This window comes from Curtobacterium sp. MCLR17_036 (assembly GCF_003234445.2).
In the GTDB taxonomy this organism is placed as follows: domain Bacteria; phylum Actinomycetota; class Actinomycetes; order Actinomycetales; family Microbacteriaceae; genus Curtobacterium.
Window position 1 is genome coordinate 3114055 of the sequence record NZ_CP126269.1, and the last position, 19751, is coordinate 3133805.

The 19751-nt window shown below is 74.4% G+C and carries 17 protein-coding genes; 11 read left to right on the forward strand and 6 right to left on the reverse strand.

Annotation, left to right across the window (positions count from 1 at the left end; translation table 11 throughout):
• Positions 1-2 precede the first annotated feature (2 nt).
• From DEI99_RS14600 to mscL, 3 genes are all read left to right on the forward strand, one after another.
• Complete coding sequence (locus tag DEI99_RS14600) at positions 3-587, forward strand: 5-formyltetrahydrofolate cyclo-ligase (protein WP_111042345.1); 585 nt, start codon at positions 3-5, stop codon at positions 585-587.
• Position 588: 1 nt separating this feature from the next.
• Complete coding sequence (locus DEI99_RS14605; protein WP_071262595.1) at positions 589-876, forward strand: FmdB family zinc ribbon protein; 288 nt, start codon at positions 589-591, stop codon at positions 874-876.
• Positions 877-949: 73 nt separating this feature from the next.
• Positions 950-1450 carry a large conductance mechanosensitive channel protein MscL gene (mscL, locus tag DEI99_RS14610; protein WP_111042347.1) on the forward strand — a complete coding sequence of 167 codons (501 nt, stop codon included), beginning with the start codon at positions 950-952 and terminating at the stop codon, positions 1448-1450.
• A 141-nt stretch (positions 1451-1591) separates the two neighbouring features.
• Here the strand turns inward: mscL and DEI99_RS14615 are convergent, their stop codons facing one another.
• Positions 1592-2176, reverse strand: coding sequence for a CDP-alcohol phosphatidyltransferase family protein (locus DEI99_RS14615; RefSeq protein ID WP_111042349.1), 585 nt, complete (start codon positions 2174-2176; stop codon positions 1592-1594).
• Between the two features lie 314 nt (positions 2177-2490).
• Positions 2491-6189: an AAA family ATPase gene (locus DEI99_RS14620; protein WP_502867029.1), complete on the reverse strand. Its 3699-nt coding sequence runs from the start codon at positions 6187-6189 to the stop codon at positions 2491-2493.
• A gap of 327 nt (positions 6190-6516) precedes the next feature.
• Here DEI99_RS14620 and DEI99_RS14625 point away from each other — a divergent pair, with 327 nt between their 5' ends.
• The 6 genes from DEI99_RS14625 to DEI99_RS14650 are packed head-to-tail and all read left to right on the forward strand — an operon-like array spanning position 6517 to position 14642.
• Positions 6517-7389 (forward strand): HpcH/HpaI aldolase/citrate lyase family protein, encoded by an 873-nt coding sequence (locus DEI99_RS14625; RefSeq protein WP_071298106.1) that lies wholly within the window; start codon positions 6517-6519, stop codon positions 7387-7389.
• A 10-nt stretch (positions 7390-7399) separates the two neighbouring features.
• Positions 7400-7882: a DUF6264 family protein gene (locus DEI99_RS14630; protein ID WP_349774916.1), complete on the forward strand. Its 483-nt coding sequence runs from the start codon at positions 7400-7402 to the stop codon at positions 7880-7882.
• Between the two features lie 10 nt (positions 7883-7892).
• Complete coding sequence (locus DEI99_RS14635) at positions 7893-10304, forward strand: hypothetical protein (RefSeq protein WP_284180867.1); 2412 nt, start codon at positions 7893-7895, stop codon at positions 10302-10304.
• Positions 10301-13123 carry a hypothetical protein gene (locus DEI99_RS14640; protein WP_284180868.1) on the forward strand — a complete coding sequence of 941 codons (2823 nt, stop codon included), beginning with the start codon at positions 10301-10303 and terminating at the stop codon, positions 13121-13123. Before DEI99_RS14635 ends, DEI99_RS14640 begins: the two co-directional genes overlap by 4 nt.
• Positions 13120-13977: an ABC transporter ATP-binding protein gene (locus tag DEI99_RS14645; protein ID WP_284180869.1), complete on the forward strand. Its 858-nt coding sequence runs from the start codon at positions 13120-13122 to the stop codon at positions 13975-13977. Before DEI99_RS14640 ends, DEI99_RS14645 begins: the two co-directional genes overlap by 4 nt.
• Entirely contained in the window at positions 13974-14642 is a 669-nt protein-coding gene (locus DEI99_RS14650; RefSeq protein ID WP_284180870.1) for an ABC transporter ATP-binding protein, read from the forward strand. Before DEI99_RS14645 ends, DEI99_RS14650 begins: the two co-directional genes overlap by 4 nt.
• Before the next feature lie 332 nt (positions 14643-14974).
• On the opposite strand, the gene DEI99_RS14655 is transcribed toward DEI99_RS14650, so the two are convergent.
• Positions 14975-15775 carry a hypothetical protein gene (locus tag DEI99_RS14655; protein WP_284180871.1) on the reverse strand — a complete coding sequence of 267 codons (801 nt, stop codon included), beginning with the start codon at positions 15773-15775 and terminating at the stop codon, positions 14975-14977.
• A 126-nt stretch (positions 15776-15901) separates the two neighbouring features.
• Between DEI99_RS14655 and DEI99_RS14660 the strand changes: the two genes are divergently transcribed.
• On the forward strand, positions 15902-16780 hold the full coding sequence (locus DEI99_RS14660) for an aldo/keto reductase (RefSeq protein WP_284180872.1): 879 nt from the start codon (positions 15902-15904) through the stop codon (positions 16778-16780).
• Between the two features lie 79 nt (positions 16781-16859).
• Here DEI99_RS14660 and DEI99_RS14665 read toward each other — a convergent pair whose 3' ends face one another.
• Positions 16860-17342 carry a hypothetical protein gene (locus DEI99_RS14665; RefSeq protein WP_284180873.1) on the reverse strand — a complete coding sequence of 161 codons (483 nt, stop codon included), beginning with the start codon at positions 17340-17342 and terminating at the stop codon, positions 16860-16862.
• Positions 17342-17749 (reverse strand): hypothetical protein, encoded by a 408-nt coding sequence (locus DEI99_RS14670; RefSeq protein ID WP_284180874.1) that lies wholly within the window; start codon positions 17747-17749, stop codon positions 17342-17344. Before DEI99_RS14670 ends, DEI99_RS14665 begins: the two co-directional genes overlap by 1 nt.
• Before the next feature lie 149 nt (positions 17750-17898).
• Here DEI99_RS14670 and DEI99_RS14675 point away from each other — a divergent pair, with 149 nt between their 5' ends.
• Positions 17899-18864: an NAD(P)H-quinone oxidoreductase gene (locus tag DEI99_RS14675; RefSeq protein ID WP_284180875.1), complete on the forward strand. Its 966-nt coding sequence runs from the start codon at positions 17899-17901 to the stop codon at positions 18862-18864.
• Between the two features lie 105 nt (positions 18865-18969).
• Here the strand turns inward: DEI99_RS14675 and DEI99_RS14680 are convergent, their stop codons facing one another.
• A complete protein-coding gene (locus DEI99_RS14680) occupies positions 18970-19692 on the reverse strand; it encodes an amino acid ABC transporter ATP-binding protein (RefSeq protein ID WP_284181003.1) in 723 nt (240 codons plus the stop codon).
• Positions 19693-19751: the final 59 nt, after the last annotated feature.

The window sequence follows — 19751 nt, forward strand, 5'->3', positions numbered from 1 at the left end:
GCATGACCGCCGATCTCGGGAACGAGAAGCGCGCCCTGCGAGCCGACCTCCGGCAGCGGCGGCGCACCCGGACCACCACCGAACGCGCCACCGAGAGCACGGCCCTCACCGCGACGCTGCAGCGCTTCGTCGAGGAGCGTCAGGTCACCTCGCTCGCCCTCTACCTGTCGGCGCCGGACGAGCCGGACGTCCGCCCGTTCCTGGACTGGGCGTGCGAGCAGGGGGTCCGGGTCCTGCTGCCGATCACCCGCGAGGACGGCCTGCTCGACTGGGCGGTGCGCGACGGCGAGCGCGAGACCGAGGGGATCGCCGGCGTTCCGGAGGTCGTCGGCGAGGTCCTCTCCCCCCTGGCGATCAACGACGTCGACGCGATCCTGGCGCCGGCCGCCGCGGTCGGGCACGACGGGGTCCGGATGGGCTGGGGCCGCGGCTACTACGACAAGACCCTCGGGTCCATGGCGAACCGCCCGCCCGTCTATGCTGTGATCTTCGACGCGGAGTACCTCGACGAGGTCCCGCGCGAACCCCACGACGAACCCGTGGACGGCATCATCACGCCGTCGCGCATCCTCACGTTCCGGAGCTGACGTGCCCACCTACTCGTACCGCTGCACGGAGTGCGACAACGCCTTCGACATCAAGCAGTCGTTCTCCGACGCCACGCTCACCGAGTGCCCGGTGTGCGGCGGTGCGCTCCGCAAGGTGTTCTCGCCGGTCGGCGTGACCTTCAACGGCGGCGGCTTCTACCGCACCGACTCGCGCCCGGCTCCGAAGTCGGAGGGCTCGAGCAGCACCCCGGCGAAGTCCGAGCCGGCGAAGTCCGCGCCCGCCAAGACCGAGTCGAAGCCGAGCACGGCGAAGCCCGCCGCGTCCTGACCACGACGCTGCTCCGTCTGTAGGTTGGGGCGGTCCGCCGACCGGCGGCCGTCCTCGACCCGGAAGGAGTCCCGTGAAGGGCTTCAAGGAGTTCCTGCTCCGCGGCAACGTGATCGACCTGGCGGTCGCCGTCGTCATCGGTGCCGCGTTCACCGCGATCGTCACGGCGATCGTGAACTCGCTGATCAACCCGTTGATCGGTGCCGTCTTCAACGCTTCGTCGCTCGACAAGGCGCTCATCGTGGACATCCCGACGGTCTCCGGCGGCAACGCCCAGATCCTGTTCGGCGCGATCATCGGTGCTGCCCTCAACTTCCTCATCGTCGCCGCCGTCGTGTACTTCGCGCTCGTCGTGCCGGTGAACCACCTCAAGAAGGTGGCGTTCGAACGCGTCAAGAACGACGAGCAGCAGACCCCGCAGGACGTGCCCCCGACCGACGTCGAGGTGCTGCTCGAGATCCGCGACCTGCTCCGCACCCAGAACGGCGGCACCCCGAGCACCGGCGGCGGCGCGCACGTCGCGCCGAGCACCGCTCCCGAGGGCCCGGGCATCGCCGGCTCGACGAAGCTCTAGCAGGGGCATCCCCGCCGACGGCGCCCCGATCGCGCCCCTCCACGGCCATCGCGCCCCGACTCTTCGGGGCGCGATGCCCGTTCGGGGGCGCGATCGTGCGCTACCGGCCGCAGCCGGCGTCGAGGTGCGGCAGGGGGCGCGTCAGGCGGCGGTGACGCGGCGGCGCTTGCGGACCATCGCCACGGCGTACTGCGCTCCGGCGAGCACGTGGCCGGCGGTGCCGAGGTAGACGAACACGAGGGCGACGACACGCACCCACGGGGCGTTCTCGTCGACGGTGTGCACGGCCGAGAACAGCAGGACCGGCAGCCCGACGAACAGCAGCGCCGAGCGGACCTTGCCGGTCCAGGTGACGTCGAGGTCGGGGTTGCCGCGGAACAGCACGCTCGAGAGCACCGCGAGCACGAGGTCGACCGCCACGACGACGATGACGACGAACAGCGGCAGCAGCCCGGTCAGCACGAGGGACAGCACGATCGCGATGATCGCGAGCCGGTCGGCGACGGGGTCGATGGCCTTGCCGAGCTTCGAGCCCTGGTCGAACCGCCGCGCGATGAAGCCGTCCGCCCAGTCGCTCACGCCGATGACGACGAGCGTCACGAGGGCCCAGCCGGGGTGCCCGGCGACGACGAGCCACACGAACACCGGGATCAGCAGGAGCCGGACCAGCGAGATCAGGTTCGGCCAGGTCTGCCAGTCGGGTCGCTGCCGTACGGAGTCGCTCATCGCAGGCAAGGCTACCCGCTACCAGTGCGGCGGGACGTCGCGCCGGAGCTGGTCGTCGTTCTCCCCGTCGCGGTGACGGGCCGGTTCCGGGGGCGCGTCGGGGGCGTAGCCCGGCACCGGCTGGGTGGTGACGCGTCTGCGGCGCCGCACCGGGCCTCCCGGCTGGTCCACCGTCTCGCGTCCGGACGACGCTGTCGGACCGGGAGGCGCGACCGCCGACGCGTCGTCGGCCCGCGTCCACGTGCCCACCAGCTGGTCCGTCTCCGGCGTGACCGGACCGGCGGGCCGGGAGGCCCGCCGACTCGGCCGGGGGGTCACCGACGTGCGGGGATCGGCGGGATGGAGATCTCCTGCGTGACGCCGCGGTCGACCCCGAGCACGGCGGCGACGGTGTCGGCGACGCGGTCCGGGTCGGAGAACAGCTGGAACGCGTGCACGCGGACGTAGTGCCAGCCCAGGCGACGCAGGACCTCGGGGCGCAGGCGCAGCGACTCGCGCAGCGAGCCCTGGACGAGCGACGCGTCGGTCTCGATCGTCACGCAGACGCCGCCGTGCGCGGCCACCAGGCCGAGCTTGCCGCGGTGGCCGAGCGCGACCGGGATGCCGCGCATCTCGAGGCGGCGGGCCAGGTCGACGAGCAGCGGGTCGGAGTCGTCCGGCACGTACTCGGCGGTGGTGCGGGCACGGACCTCGGCGAGGATCTCGGCCAGGGCGATGGTGCCGTGACCCATCCGCTCGGCCTCGATGTCGGACGGCTGGAAGCACGTCACGATGACCATCGACCGGCGCGCACGGGTCATCGCGACCGCGAGCAGCCGCTCGCCGCCGGGCTTGCCGAGCGGACCGAAGTCGCGCAGCACGCGGCCGTGCGGGGTGCGGCCGTAGCCGATGGAGAAGACGACCCGGTCGCGGCTCTGCGCCACGGACTGCTCGAGCGTCGCCACGATGAAGGGCTCGGCGCGGTCGCCGATGACGAACTCGGTCAGGTCCTTGTGGCCCTGCGCGGCGGTGAGCACGGCCTGCTCGACCCGGACGGCGTGCTTCGCCGACGCGGTGATGACCATGAGCGACTCGGTCGGACGGGTGCGGGCGTGGTCGATGACGAGCCGGACCACGCGGTCCACCTCGGCGTCGACGCTCTCGACGGCGCCGGACTCGGGGTCCGGCACGGCCTTGCCGTCGCTGACGTAGTCGAGCGCGATCGACCCGTGCCCGAGGAACGAACCGGCCCACGGCAGCGACTCGATCTTGCCGCCGTAGAAACGGCGGTTGACGAGTTCGGCGAGGTCCTCGCCACCGGCGCGGTACGAGCGCGAGAGCGAGAGCGTCGGCAGCAGGGTGGAGAGCTTCGCGAGCGCCGAGTCGGCGTGGAAGGCGTCGAGGGTGCCCTCGTCGACCTGCATCGCGCGGTGCTCGGGGTCGACGGCGATCCGGAACGGCGACGGGGTCTGCGTGACGGGGTCGCCGAACACGACGGTCTGCCGGGCGCGACGGACGGCGCCGACGGTCTCGGCGATCGTCACGGCACCGGCGTCCACCAGGATCACGGTGTCGAACGGCATCGTGTCGGCGATCTGCGACACCTCGTACGGGCTCGCGAGCCAGACGGGCGCGATCGAGCGGGACAGGTGCGGCGCGGAGTCCTGCAGCAGGCGCGAGGTGATCGCGCCCTCGCGCAGCTGGGTCTTCAGCGCAGCGGCCTCGTCCGGCCAGTCGACGAGCCCGACCTTCCAGTTCTCGGCGAGCTGCCACGCCAGGCCCTGGGAGACGCCGGCGGCGTGCGCGTCGTCGACGAGGCGGAAGTCGGCCTCGACCCGGTCGAGCATGTCGGTGTTCGCGCCGAGCAGGGCGCGGTCCGATTCGAGCATCGTCTCGAGGGCGGACTGCCACCAGGCGAGCTCGAGCTCGGCGGGCACCTGGGTGTCCGGCACGTGGCGGTTCGCCAGGTCGGTGATGAGCGGCTCGAGCTGCAGGTCGCGCAGGGTCTGCATGAGCTCGGTGCGCTCCTGCAGGTTGTGCAGGACGTCGGACTCGGCGGCGAGTTCGGCGATCGTCGGCACGAGCTGGTCGACGGGGGTGTTCGCGAGCTGACGGTCGCGCTCGGTGCGGCCGAGCGGCTCGTCGAGACGCGCGAGGTCCTCGACGACGTTCGAGAACAGCACCTGCACGTCGGCGATGCCGGTCGGGACCTCGGGGTTCACCCCGGCCGCGACGTAGCGCTGCCAGAGCACGCGCTGCTGCTGCACGCGGGTCAGGGCCTCGTGCAGGTCGGAGACGTGCACCCCCGGACGGACGTACTCGCGGGCGAGCTTCTTCAGTCGACGGCGGTTCGTGCTCGACATCGGGGCGCCCTCGCCGCGCGGGGCGGTGGCGGCGACGAGTTCGGACACCGAACGGTCGAAGACGACGGGCAGGAAGCGGTCGAGCGTGTCCCGGATCTCGGTGAGCAGGCGCAGGTAGATGCCGAGCTCGTTGATCGTCGTGAACTGGCGCATGTGCGTCGTGGCGACGAGGTCGTGCGCACGGCGGAGCAGGGTCGGCAGGCCGTCGGTGTCGAGGTCCTTCGCGATGCGGTGCGCGCGCTGGGCGCCGTCGCTCGACCCGAACTTCGCGCCGTACCAGGGCGAGTCGTCGGGGCCGTAGCGGAACTCGCCGAGGTTGGCGGCGCTCACCATCGTCTCGGCGACGCGCGGGCGCCCCTCGACCATGCTCGCCACCGAGGTCTTCGACAGGCGTGCCGTCGTGGACGGCGGGACCGGCAGCAGCGACAGGCGGGACAGCTCGACCAGGCAGTCGAGCACCGAGACGCCGAAGGCGCTGTCCTTGCGCGTCAGGGACCCGCGGTAGTCGGTGAGCACCTTGCGCAGGCGGACCAGGGCGTCGTCGACCTCGCGCAGGTTCGGTCGTGCCGCCTTCTCGTTGCGGGCGATGGCACGGACGACGTCGCGGCGCAGGGTCGACGGCGTGACCGCGACCCCGGGCAGCTGGACCTCGCCGAAGCGTGCGGCGATCCCGCGCAGCGTCGCCCGGCGGGGGCTCACCACGAGGACGCGCTTGTTCGCGGCGACGAGGCCGCCGAGCGCGTTGACGATCGTCTGGGTGCTGCCGGTGCCGGGCAGGGTCTTCACGACGATCGAGTTGCCGGCCGCGATCTGCGCGATCACGTTCTCCTGCTCGTCGTCGGCGTCGAGCAGCAGCGTGTCCGTCTCCGGGCTGCGCTCGTCGGACGGCGTCTGCTCGACCGGGTGGTACGACTGCTCGACCTGCCACTTCGCGCTCGGGTTGCCGGCGAGGGCGTCGAGCACCGGGTGGGACAGGTCGCCGGTGTCCTCGACCATGCCGGTCGCGACCTCGGCGAAGGTGGACACGACGAGTCGCGCGTGCACCGAGAAGCCGGGGATGTGCGCGGTCAGCCCGCGCAGGCGGTCGATGACGGGGTTGGGCGTGAACGAGCCGTCCTGCTGCGCGAGCGCCACGAAGGACTGCGCGTCGAGGATGACCCCGAACTGCTCGTGCAGCGCGTCGGCGAGGCCGGGGTTGAGCACGGGCTCGCCGAGCAGCCGGACCTCGAAATCGCGGCCGTGCCGACGGATCGCCAGCGGGCGCAGGAGCACCGGACCCCGGAAGTGCTCGTCGCCGTGCTGCCAGTCGGCCATGCCGATGCCGAGCTTCACGGCGTCGATGCCGCGCACGGTCGCCAGCTCGGTGCCCTTCGCCTCGACGTGCCCGGCGGCGATGCGCGCGGCGCGCAGGGCCACCTCGTCGCGGATCAGGCTCGAGAGCAGGGTGGTCTTGCCGGTGATGAACTGCGCGAGGCCGCCGGGGTGCGTCGTGGACAGCTCGATGCGGGCGCGCGGGTGGTCGCCGAAGTGGGTGAGCGGGCTGGTGCCGCCGACACCGGTGAGCTGGGTGCGCCAGCCGTCCCAGGTGGGCTCGGCAGCGTTGCCGGCCTGGAGGCGCGGGTCACCCAGGCTGATCGCGTGCGGACTCGTCACCTGCAGTTCCGGGCGCAGGGTCCGGTCCGGCTCGTCGGCGCGGTCCCGGTCGGGCTGCTCGCGCTGGTCGTCGTTGCCGGTCTCGTTGCGCTGCTCGCGCTGTCCGTCGCGTCCGACCCCGTTGCGCTGCTCGCGCTGTCCGTCGTCGCCGGTCTCCGGGCGCGCGGGGGCGCCCTCGACGGGGACGTCGTCGTTCACGTCGTCCCCACCGTCGGTCACCCTGTCTCGCCACACATCCGACACTGTAGGCGGAGTCGGAGCCGCGCTCCTGCAATGAACCGGAGGGTTTCCGGATTCGGCGGTCCGACACGCGGGGCCGAGGTCACGGTGTGGTACCAACGGGGCATGGCCATCGACGACCGCTCCGCCCCGCCCGCCCCCACGCCAGACCGGCGTCGATCCGTCCCCGCCGAGATCTCCCGCTCGTGGCTGCTCGTCTCGGGCACGGCGACCGACCGCTTCGAGAAGTCGCAGCGGTCCCGCGCCGACCAGATCATCCTGGACATCGAGGACGCCGTCGACCCCGCAGCCAAGCCGTCCGCGCGTCAGGGGGTGGCCGCCTGGCTGGCCGGCGGCGGCGAGGCCTGGGTCCGCATCAACGACGTCACCACCGACTTCTGGGAGGACGACGTCGAGGAGCTCCGCGGCCTGCCCGGCCTGCAGGGCGTCATGCTCGCGAAGACCGAGTCCCCCGCGCAGGTCACCGACACCTGGCACCGCCTCGGCGGGCACACCCCGGTCATCGCGCTCGTCGAGTCGGCGCTCGGCATCGAGGAGTCGGTGTCCATCGCACGGGCGCAGGGCGCGTTCCGGTTGGCCTTCGGCTCCGGCGACTACCGCCGCGACACCGGGACGAGCGCGGACACGCTCGCCATGGCCTACCCGCGGTCGCGGCTCGTCGTCGCCTCGCGCGTCGGCGACCTGCCCGGTCCGATCGACGGACCGACCGTCGGGTCGTCGCACCCGATCCTGCGCGAGCAGTCGCAGGTCGCCGTCTCCCTCGGCCTGACCGGCAAGCTGTGCCTGGACACGGAGCAGCTCCCCGTCATCAACGAGGTCATCTCCCCCACACCCACCGACGTCGCCTGGGCGCAGGACTTCCTGGACGACTTCGAGGCCCGCGGCAAGGTCGTCCGCGACGGTTCCGACCTGCCGCGCCTGGGCCGTGCGCAGAAGATCCAGCGCCTCGCACGGGCGTTCGGCGTCGAGGCACGGTAGGACTGCTCCCATGACCTGGTCGAACGTCCCCGGCCCGCCCCCGGGTCCCACCCCCGGCCCCGCCGGCCCGACGGACGCCGAGCGCGCCGCGTGGGAGCGCGGCGGCAGCACGCTGTTCCCGGCCGGCAAGCTCGCCGACCGCATCTCGACGGTGCTGCTGCTCGCCGCCGGTGCCGTCCTCACGGCCGTCGCCGCGGTGGTCGCCATCGTCGCGGTCGCGTCGGCGACGGCCTCGTGCGACGCCGCGGCGGGCTGCACGCCGGGCGGGTACTTCACGGGCGCGGGCATCGCCGTGGGCGGCTCCTTCGTCGTCGGCGTCGCGACCGTCGTGCTCGCGATCGCGGCGTGGGTGCGACGCCGCACGTCGTGGTGGATCGCGGCGATCGGCTTCGTGCTCGCCATCGCGATCGTCACCGTGGGCGGGGTCGTCTTCGCGCACGCCGTCGACGACGTTGACGGCACGTCGCCGGGATCGGTGTCGGCGCTGCCCTAGGTTCGACCCCGTGGGACCTCGTACCGCCACACGGCACCCCTGGTCGGGCCGAGCTCGGGAGCGCGCCGGCCTGCTCGCCCTGGGCGCCGCGGTCACCGCGGCCGCGTCCGCGTCGGTCGTGCTGCTCGTCGTGCTCGGGCCCGCCGCAGCGGCGGCGCGCGCGGCCGCGGTGACGGACCCCGTCGCCGCCCGTGCCGCGGTGACCGTCGCGACCGCCCTCGACGGCCTGGCCGTGGCGGTCGTCGTGGTGCTCGCCGCGGTGGCCCTGGTCGTCGTCGCGCGCCGGGTGGGCGAGCACCGCGGGGTGGAGGACCTGCTGTGGACCGCCCGCGGCGCCACCCGTGGCCAGCTCGGCCGGTGGGGTGCGGCCGAGGGCGCGCTCGTCGGCGCCGTCGGGTCCGTCGCCGGGGTCGCCGTCGGCACCGTGCTCGCCGTCGTCCTGGTCGAGCGGGTGCGGGGTACCGCCGTCGGTACGGCCCGTTCCGCGCAGCCCGACGTCGTCGTGCTCACCGCGGTCGCCGTCGTCGCCGTGGCGGTCCTCGGGAACGCGCTCGTGTCCGCCGTGCTCGCCACACGCGCGCGGGACAACCGGCCCGGGGTCGCCGGTCAGGTCGTCACGGCCGCCGTCCTGGTGGCCGCGGCCGCCTTCTCGACGTGGCGCCTGCTGGCGGGCGGCCCGCCGATCACCGTCGACGGGACCGCGGTCGCGGTCGACCCCGTCGCCGTGGTGGCCCCCGTCGTCTGGGTGCTCGCCGGTGCGGCCGTGGTCGTGCTCGTCGGTGCGGTCGCCGCCCGTGCGGTCGCCCGCGCCGTCCGCACGACCCGGGGACTCCTGCCGGCGTTCACGGCCCGCCGGACCGCGCGCTCGTGGAGCGCGACGGCGCCGGTCGTGCTCACCGCCGCGGTCGTCGCCGGCACGGGCGTGTTCGTCGCCGGCTTCGCCGCGACGGTGGCGGCCGTGGACGGCGCCACCGTGCGGGCGGTCGTCGGCACGGACGTCCGGGTGCGCGTCGACGGGGACGCGCAGGTCGGTGCACGGAGCGTGCTGCCGGACCTCCGGGTGCCCGGGGTCCGCCCCACCGCGGTGACGCCGGTGTGGACCGACACGGCGGACCTCGGTGCGGGTGACGCGCAGGTCGTCGCCGTCCCCGGTGCGCGCGCCGCCGCCGTCCTGCCGGGGACGGCCGGTGCGGCGCTCGAGCGGGCACGGTCGACCACGGCGTCCGGTGTCCCCGTGGCGGGCGACTCCGTCTCGGTCCGTGTGCGGACGGCGCCGGCGACGTTCGCCGGCACCACCCGGCCCGATGCCATCGGCTCGGTGCGGTTCGACGCATGGGTGGTCGACGGCGAGGGCACGCCGGCGCTCGTCCCGCTGTCCGCGCCGTCGGGCGACGACGCCGTCCCCGTCGGTTCGTCCGGGGAGCTGCGCGGGCGGCTGCCGGCGGGCGGGTCGGCCTGGCGCCTGCTCGCGGTCGAACCCACGCTGTCGTTCTCCTCGCGACCGGCCGACACCGAGATCGTCACGGGGACCGACACCGAGCCGGCCCCACGCCTCGAGGTCGAGGTCACCGCCGCGGTCGGCGGCGGCGACGGCGAGTCCGGCCGGGTCACCGTGCAGGACCTCGCACCGCCGAACCGGGTCGTGCTCGGGCAGGCTCCGGACCAGGAGCGCCTGCCCGTCGTCCTCACCCGGACCCTCGCCGACGAACTGGACGTCCGGACCGGTGCCGACCTCGACGTCACCCCCGCCGCGACGAGCAGCACACTCCGCACCACCGTCGTCGCCGTGGTGCCGTCGGTGCCCGGCGCCGCGAGCCGGTCCGCACTCGCGCTCGACCTCGGCGCCGTGGTCGCGAACTCGATCGACGGCGGCGCGGTCGACGCCGGGTCGCCCGTCCCCCGGGCCGACGAGCGGTGGATCGAGACCTCGGACCCGGCGGCGGTCGCGCGGGACCTGCGCGGACAGCTGCCCGGCGACTCCACGGTGACGACGCCGTCCGCCGTGCGCGCCGCCCCCGTCGTCGGCACCGCCGTCCTCGGGCTCGCGGCGGTGGCCCTGCTCGGCGGGCTCCTCCTCGTGCTCGTCACCTCGATGGCCGTCGCCGGGCCCGACCGGTCCCGGTCCGCGCTCCGCGCCGCCGGCGTGGCGGCGAGCGCCTCCGCCCTCGCCCGGGCCACCGCGCTCGCCCTGACCACCGGACTCGGGGTGGTCGGGGGCACGCTCACCGGGCTCGTCGCCGTCGCCCTCACCGTCACGCCCTTCGCGCTCGCGGCGGTCCCGACCGCCGACGGTCTGGTCGACACCGCGCCCGTGGTCGCGTCGGCGACGACGTGGACGACCCCGGCGCTGCTCGTGCTCGCGGTCCTCGTGGTCGCCGCCTCGGTGCTCGTGCGCGGACGCCGGGCGGAGGGACGCCCGTGAGCGGGGACGGCGTCCGGCCCCGGCGGACGGCGCGGGTACGACCGGCGAGCCGACGAGCCGCCGTCGGTCGGGTGGGCCGGGCACACCGGGGACCGCTCGCCGCCGTCGCCGCGGTGACGTTCGCGGCGACCCTGCTCGGCGTGCTCGTCGTGCCCGTGCTCGCGGCGCTCGGGACGGCGGGCACCCAGCACGACCTCGGACGGGCCACGGCTGCCGAGCGGGACCTGCAGGTCCGCTACACGGCGACCGAACCGTACGGCCCCGACCCCCAGGGTGCGCTCACCGGTGTCGGCGACTCCCTCGCCGACGCCCGCGCCGTCATGCCCGCCCTGCTGCGGTCCGTGACCGGGCCCGGCGAGTACTACGCCCAGACCGACCCGCTGCAGCTCGACGCGGAGCCGTCCGCGCCACCGGCGTTCGTGTCGCTGACCGCCGACCCCGGGTTCGCGGGTCGGACCCACGTCACCTCCGGACGGGCACCGCGCGCCGCCGACAGCGAACGCCGCATCGAGGTCGTCGTGTCACCGGCGGTCGCCGAGGCGATCGGGTGGCGGGTGGGCACGTCCCGCACCGTCACGGACACCGGCGTCGCCGTCGAGCTCGTGCTCGTCGGCCTCTACGCGGCGGACGACCCCGGGGCCGACGCCTGGGAGCAGACACCGGCCACCCTGCGCCCCGCTGCCGTGCCGTTCGGTCCGGGGGGCACGGCCGCGTCCGGTGTCGCCTACATCGCCACCGACTCGTTCGCCGCCGTCGCCCGGACGCGCGTGACGACCGGTCGCGGCTGGTTCCCGCTGCGGACGGACGCGGTCTCCGCCGGCGACCGCAGGGAGATCGCCACCCAGGTGCGGCAGGTCCTCGCCGGCACCACCCCCCTGCCGTCGACCGTGACCACCGCGGCGCGGATCACCACCGGACTGCCCGACCTCCTCGACGCCTCCGCCGCGCGGGACGCGAGCGTCGGGACGCTGGCCGCGGCACTCGGGTCCGGTCCGCTCGTCGCCGTGGTCGGGGTGCTGGTCCTGCTCGCCCGGATCAACGTCGACCGCGACCGCGAGCGGTGGCGACTGCTCGCGGCGCGCGGCGCGGACCGACGCCTCCGCTCGACGCTGGCCGCCGGGCTCGTCGGAGCGGCCGCCGTGCCCGCCGCGGTGCTCGGGGCGGCGACGGCCTGGTCGGTCGCGACCCTGACCCACGTGCTCCCCCAGGACACGGCGGCCGCCGCGACCACCGCGGCAGCGACCGCAGCCGTCTGCGCCCTGCTGCCCTGCGCGCTCGCCGCGCTGGTCGTGCCCGGCCGGGACCGACGCGTCGGGACCCTGCGCCTGCGCGGACTCCTCGAGGGCACGGTCGTCGTGCTCACCGTCGTCGCCCTCGTCGTCACGCTCCGGTCCGGGATCGCCACGGCCACCCCGGGTGGCGGCGTCGACCCGCTCGCGGCGGTCCTGCCCGTGCTGCTGGCCGCCACCGTCACCGTCGTCGCGGTCCGGGTCCTGCCGACGGTCCTCGGTGCGGTCGTCCGGCGCCGGCGCGCGCGGGCCACGCTGCCCGGTTTCCTCGGCGCCGTCACCGCCGCGCGGACCCACGGCACGAGGACGGTCGCGCTCGCCGTCGCGGTCGCCGGGTTCGCGGTCGCCCTGTTCGGCAGCGTCGTCGGCAGCACGCTGGAGGACGGGCTCGACCAGGCCGCGCGGCGCTCCGTCGGCGCGGACGTCTCCGTCGAGTCGACGGCGCTGGACGCCGAGCGCGTGACCGCGTTGTCCAGCGTCCCCGGCGTCGGGCCGGCCGTGGGACTCTCGACCTCGGGCTCGATCGACCTGACGACGCCGACCGGCCGCGTCACGGCGTCCCTCGTCGTCGCGGACTCCGCGCGCCTGGCGACGGTGCAGCGCGGGGTGCCCGGCGCCGTCCCCGTGCCGCGGGCGCTGCGCGGGTCGGACGCCCGCGGCGTGCCGATCCTGGTGTCGGAGACGCTGGCCGCCGAACTCCCCCGGGTCTCCGAGGTCGGGGGGACGACCGTGCGGGTCGTCGGGACGGTGCCGGACACGTCCGCGTTCACCCTGACCAAGCGGTGGGCCTTCGTCGACGACCGGTACGCCGACGCGATCACCTCGACCGGCAGCGTGGACCGTGTCCTCGCCCGGCTCCGGCCCGGTGCCGAGGCCGACCGGGTCGCGGCGGCACTCGAGCGCGCCGGGGTCGACGACGGGGTCGCCGTGCGGACGACGGCGAGCGTCGCCCGGCAGCTCACCACCGATCCCCGTGTGCCGGGCGTCCGGGCGATCGCACTCGTCGCCGCCGGGCTCGGCGCCCTCGTCGGGGCCGGGGCGCTCGCGCTCGCCGGCGTCCTGGCCGGTCCCGGACGGCGCGAGCGCGGTCGGCTGCTCCGGGTCCTCGGGCTCGGGAGCCGCGAGGACCGGCGGGTGGTCGCCACCGAGGCCGCGCCGACGCTCGTCGCCGCGTTCGCCACCGCGCTGGTCGCCGCAGCCCTGGTCGTGGCGGTGACGCTGCCCGCGGCGGACCTCCGGTCCTTCACCGGGAGCCCCGTGCGACCGCCGGTCGCCGTCGACCCGCTGCTGCTCGCCGGGACCGTCGCCGTCGTCATCGGGGCGCTGTTCGCGGTCCTCGGGGTCGAGGTCGCCGCCGGGACCGTCCGCGGTGGCGGGCGGCGACCCGTTCGCTCCGCGCGGCACGGTCGCCCACCGGGGGCGTCCGGCCCCGCGCCGCGACGACGGGCCGCAGACCGGGACGACCCGACGCGCGGCCGCCACCGCGCACGACCGACAGCGAACCGACCAGGGAAGAGGGACCGTCCATGAGCGAGACCGACGACATCGTCTGCCGTGACCTCGTGCGGATCTACCGCTCGCAGGACGTCGAGGTGCAGGCGTTGCAAGGACTCACCCTGACCGTGCGACGCGGCGAGATGGTCGCGGTCGTCGGCGAGTCCGGCAGCGGCAAGTCGACGCTGCTCGGCATCCTCTCGGCGCTCGACGAGCCCTCCGCCGGCACCGCCGTGGTGGCGGGGACCGACCTGACCGGCCTCTCGACGAAGGGCCGGACGGCCTTCCACCGGCACGCCGTCGGGTTCGTCTGGCAGCAGACCGCCCGCAACCTCATCCCCTACCTGACGGTGGCGCAGAACATCGCCGCGGTGCTCGCCGTCGCCGGTGTCCGGGGCCGCGCGCGCTCGAATCGCACCGACGAGGTGCTCGCGTTGGTCGGCATGACCGACCACGCACAGGCCCTGCCCGAGGACCTGACCGGCGGCCTGCAGCAGCTCGCCGCGATCGGCGTCGCCCTGGCGAACAGCCCGCGGGTGCTGCTCGCCGACGAACCGACCGGGGCCCTCGACCGCGCGAGCGCCCGCGCCGTCCTCGCCACGATGCGGGCCGTGAACGAAGCGGCCGGGGTGACGATGCTCGTGGTCACCCACGACGAGCAGGTGGCGTCGCAGATCCGGCGCACCGTCCGCATCCGGGACGGCCGGACTTCGACGGAGACCATCCGCGACGACCTCGGCGCCGGTCCCGGTGCGGAGTACGCCGTCGTGGACGCCGCCGGACGCCTCCAGCTGCCGGAGTCGTTCCAGCGCGCACTCGGCCTGCACGATCGTGTCCGCCTCAGCCTGCACGACGACCACGTCGCGATCCGACCGGGGGCCGACGCGTGAGCACCACACCGTTCCTGGTCGCCTCCGGCGTCGGCCACGACCACCGCAGCCCCGCCGGCCCGGTCCGCGCGCTCGACGGCGTCGACCTCGTCGCCGACCGCGGCGAACTCGTCGTCGTGCACGGCACGTCCGGCTCGGGCAAGTCGACGCTGCTCCAGGTGCTCGGCGGCCTGGTCCGACCGAGTCGCGGGTCGGTCCTGGTCGACGGTGTCCACCTCGCGCGGAGCTCCGAGGCCGAGCTGCTCGCCCTGCGACGGGACCGCGTCGCCTTCGTGTTCCAGGACTTCCGGCTGCTGCCCGAACTCACCGCCGCCGAGAACATCGAGGTGCCGCTCCGCATCGCGCGCACGGACCCGGCCGAGCGCGACGACCGGGTCCGCGCCGTCCTCGCCGACGTCGGGCTGGCCGACCACGCCGCGCAGCGCCCCGACCAGCTCTCCGGCGGGCAGCAACAGCGTGTCGGGGTCGCGCGCGCCGTCGTGGGCCGACCGGGCCTGCTGCTCGCCGACGAACCGACCGCACAGCTCGACAGCGTGACCTCGGCAGGCATCGTCGACCTCATCGCCCGGCTCGTCGAGCGCGACGGACTCACCGCGGTGGTCACGTCCTCGGACGACGCGTTCGCCGAGCGGGCCACCAGGATCGTCGAGCTGCCGGACCGGTGAACCGGGCTCGGTGCCACCGCGTCCGCACATCGGCGTCGACGGACGCCCGACCCGTCGACGGCACCGCTCGCCGGTCACGGCGCGCTCGCGCGTGCACGTGCGCAGGCCGGGCACGCTGCGAACGCCCACGAGGCTTCGCCATCTGGTCGGCGGACGAGCATGCGGCGTCGTCACGACCTCCCGACCATGCCCGTTCGCCCCGTCGTCTCCCGAGCCCGCCTGCCGCTGGCTGTCTCGTCGAGCAATCGGCGCAGCCGCGGCCTGAGCGCGGAAGGAGCCGTCGGTGGTCAGGTGCACCGCGCCGTCCGCGATCCGTACCGAACGGCGCGACCTCAGTCCGCGGATGAGGCGTCGGGGTCGACGAGACACTGCGACTCCAACAGCACGGACGTGCCCCCACCGTCGATCGTCGCGGCGCCGACCCAACTGTCCTCGTCGTACAGCCGCCCACCGCCCGTGCTGAAGCGCTGCTCGAGGTGGTACCCCTCGGCTCGGAGCAGTCGCAACGCGGGCTCGCCGGCGTCGTCGATGGCGGGCGTCGAACTCGCGGACGGCACCGGAGTGCCGGCGTCGGACAGCCGCCACCAGTACCGCACCATGGTGCCCGGACTGTGGTTGTCGAGGCCGCAGGAGTCCGTCTCGACCTCGGCGGGCGGTGCGGTGCTGTCCCGTCCCATCGACGCGACCACGCGGTCCCCCAGGACGCGGAGTTCGTCCTGCGCCTGCGACACCGTCCGGCTCGACTCCACGTCGGTCGGCGGCTGCGCCCGCTCCACCGCTGCTCCCGCGATCGCCGCGCCCTGCACCAGTAGCAACGGACCGAGTGTCAACGCGCCGAGGCCGAAGGCGAGCACGCAGGCCACGAGGCCGGGGGAGCCGTCCTCCGGCTCCCCCGGCCGGTCCCGACGCAACACGAGGATGCCCACGAACGGGACACCGGCGCCGATCACGAACGCGATCACGAGCAACACCAGCCTGCCGTCGTCCGGCCACTGGTCGTACGGCATCGCCGTGGACAGCACCGTCACGAAGGCGAGGAACCAGCCGGTCAGCAGCGCGACGATGCTGCCCGCGATCCAGGGCCCGCTCGACCGGCCGCCGTCCGGTGGCGCGTGACCGTCGTCGTCGAACATGCGATTCCCCCTCGCCCACCACGTACCCCTGCAGGACACGGTAACAGCGGCGGATCGCACCACCGCAGCCCGCCGCGTGGGGCGACAGCTGGGCGCCGCAGACACCGCGCGGCGCATGCTGGGCGCATGAAGCAACGAGTCATCGGAGACGTGTCCGTCAGCGCCATCGGTCTGGGCGGCATGCCCATGTCCATCGAAGGCCGACCCGACGAGAGCCGGTCGATCGCCACCATCCACGCCGCGCTCGAGGCCGGGGTCACCCTCATCGACACCGCGGACGCCTACCACCTGGCGGCCCACGACGAGGTCGGGCACAACGAGGAGCTCATCGCGCGTGCGGTCCGTGAGTTCCACGGGCAGACCGACGAGGTCCTCATCGCGACGAAGGGCGGCCACCTCCGACCCGAGGCCGGTGCCTGGGCGCAGAACGGGCACCCGGAGTACCTCAAGGAGGCCGCCAAGGCGTCGGCGAAGCGCCTCGGCGTCGAGGCGATCGGGCTGTACCAGTTCCACCGCCCGGACCCGGCGGTCCCCTACGCCGAGTCGGTCGGCGCACTCGCCGAGCTGCTCGACGAGGGCGTCATCCGGATGGCGGGCATCTCGAACGCCGACCCCGACCAGATCCGCACCGCGAACGACGTGCTCGGCGGACGGCTGGCGTCGGTGCAGAACCAGTTCTCGCCGGGATTCCGGTCGAGCGAGCCGGAACTCGAGCTCTGCGACGAGCTCGGCATCGCGTTCCTGCCGTGGAGCCCGCTCGGCGGGATCACCGGCGCGGCCGACCTCGGCACCGCGTTCGAGGACTTCGCGTACATCGCCCGCGACCGCGGGGTCACCCCGCAGGTGATCGCGCTCGCCTGGGAGCTGCAGAAGAGCGACGTGGTCGTGCCGATCCCCGGGGCGTCCCGCCCGCAGTCGATCCTCGACTCGGTCACGGCGCCGACGGTGAAGCTCCGTCCGGAGGACGTCGCTCGCCTCGACGCCGCCGGCACCGCCACGAACTGACCAGCGACGCCGCCGCGGACGCCGCGACGCACGACGCCCCGCTGTCCGGTCCGGGCAGCGGGGCGTCGTCGTGTCCGGGTCAGCCGTTCGGGCAGACCTTCGACACCTGGGCGAGCGTCGACTGCACGTCGGTCTGCGCCTCGGTCGCCTCGGTCGAGGTGGCGGAGCCGCTGTCCTCGAGTGCATCGGCGTAGTCCCGCGCGGAGTCGGAGAAGTCCTCGAAGGCCGAGCGCACGTCGTCGTTGCCGACCTTCGGCAGGATCTCGTCCATCCGGTCGGCGATCCCCTGCACGAGCTCGGCGCGTCCGGCGGCGTCGGCGGGCGCGGTCGACGACGACTGGGCGGCGATGAACGACTTGAACTCGTCCTCGACGACCGAGCACGCCTGCTCACGCGACTGCGCCGGAGCGGCCGCGGCGGTGCTCGGCGCGCTCGAGGCGGGCTTCGACGCAGCGCTGCTCGGGCCGCCGGAGGCGTCCGAGGACCCGCCGCCGGACGAGCAGCCCGTCAGCAGGGCGAGGCCGAGACCCGCGGCGGCGAGCGCCATGACCGGGCGGCGCATCAGGAGTTGCACGCCTTCTCGAAGGCGTTGCCGGTCTCCTGCACCTTGGTGCTCGACTTCGTGAGCGCCTGCACGTCGGCCGACTTCGGGTCGTCGGCGACGTCCTCGATCTGGTCGACGAGGTCGCCGTACGCGTCCTCGAACGCCTCGCCCTTCTGCTGGAGGTCGTCGTCGGACAGGTCGTCGACGCCGTCGGAGATCGTGTCGTCGAGCTCCTTGAGCTTCTTCACGGCGGCGTCGGGGTCGGACTGCAGCTTGGTGGCCTCCTGCTGCACGCCCTGGGCCGCGCTCTTCACGGTCTTCTCGAACGTGTCGCACTGCTCGGCCTTCGACGGGCCGGAGGCACAGCCCGCGAGCAGCGTGAGCGCGAGGCCGGCGGTGGCGAGTGCGATGAACTTCTTGGGCATGGTGGAGTGTCCCCCTCGATCGGTCCGCACGCCCCCGGTTGAGGTGCGGATGCGTCGCCGAGCGTACATGGAACATCCACAGGTTCGTCCGGCTGCTTGTCGGGTTCCGACCGGTCGGAGCGCTCGGCACCGCGCGTACCGTCGAGGGCATGCGAGCCATCACGTCCGACGACGCCGGTCTTTCCGTGACCGACCTGCCCGACCCGGTGCCTGGTGCCGGCGAGGTCCTCATCGAGGTCGCCGCGGCCGGTGTGAACAACGCCGACCTGCAGCAGCGTGCCGGGAACTACCCGCCGCCTCCCGGTGCATCCGAGATCCTCGGGCTCGAGGTCTCCGGCACCGTGCGGGCGCTCGGTGCGGGCGTGACGACGGTGGCCGTCGGCGACCGGGTCTGCGCCCTGCTCTCGGGTGGCGGGTACGCCTCGCTCGTGGTCGCCCCGGCCGCCCAGGTGCTCCCGGTCCCCGACGGCGTCGACCTGGTCGAGGCGGCCGGCCTGCCGGAGGCCGCCTGCACGGTCTACTCGAACATCGGCATGCTCGCCGGGCTCCGCCCCGGTCAGACGCTCCTCGTGCACGGCGGCACCGGCGGCATGGGATCGCACGCGGTGCTGTGGGCGAAGGCCCTCGGCGCGACGGTGATCGCCACGAGCGGCGGCACCCGGAAGGTGCAGGCGTCGAAGGACCTCGGTGCCGACGTGGTCATCGACCACCGCACCGAGGACTTCGTCGAGCGGGTCCTGGCGGAGACCGACGGACGCGGGGTCGACGTGGTGCTCGACGTCGTCGGCCCGTCCTACCTGGACCGCAACCTGCAGGCGCTCGCCCCGAACGGGCACATCGCGGTGATCGCGTCGGGCAGCGGCACCACGGCGGAGCTCGACTTCGGCGCCCTCATGCGCAAGCGTGCGACGGTCAGCGGCACCACCCTGCGTGCCCGTCCCCTCGACGAGAAGGCCGCGATCGTCCGGGCCGTGCGCTACAACGTCTGGCCGCTCGTCGCCGCCGGTCGCATCCGACCGGTGATCGACTCGGTGTTGCCCCTCGCCGAGGCGGACGAGGCGCACCGCCGGGTGCGCGACGGCGAGGTCGTCGGCAAGGTCCTGCTGACGCTCTAGGCCGGAGTCGGGCCGGGTGGGCCGGTCCTCGGCCGCCCGGTGACGCACACCACCACCGCCCCGCGGCAGCACCACCGCCCCGCGGCAGCACCACCGCGGTCGCGGTCAGGCGTGCACGCGGGCGAGGAACTCGACGAGCGCGGGGTGGGTCGGCGCGTCGAGGACCTCGGCCGGGGTGCCCTGCTCGACGACCTCGCCCCGGTGCAGGAACACGATCCGGTCGGCCACGTTCCGCGCGAAGTGCATCTCGTGCGTGGTCATGAGGATCGTCGAGCCCTGGCGCTGCAGATCGGTGACCAGGTCGAGCACCTCGCCGACGAGCATCGGGTCGAGCGCGCTCGTGACCTCGTCGAGCAGGAGCAGTTCCGGGTCGGAGGCGATCGCCCGCACGATGGCCACGCGCTGCTGCTGCCCGCCGGAGAGCCGGTCCGGGTACGCACCGGCCAACTCGGCGAGGCCGATGCGGTCGAGCAGCCGACGCGCGGTCGCCTCGGCCTCGACCCGTCCGACGCCGTGCACCTGGCGAGACGCGAGCGTCACGTTGTCCAAGACGCTCATGTGCGGGAACAGGTTGAACTGCTGGAAGACCACGCCGATCCGCGCTCGCACGGCGTCCACGGCGATCCGCGGGTCGGCCACGTCGGTGCCCTGGAGCAGGATCTCGCCGTCGTCGATGCCCTCGAGCAGGTTCACCGTCTTGAGCAGGGTGGACTTGCCCGAGCCTGACGCCCCGATGACGCAGATGACCTCGTGACGGTGCACGGTCAGGTCGATCCCGCGCAGGACCTCGTGGTCGCCGAAGGCCTTGCGCACCCCGCGCAGTTCCAGGACGGGAACCGACGTCGGCGACCCGCCCCGCTCCTGCTGACCGGCATCCGTCCTGGAGG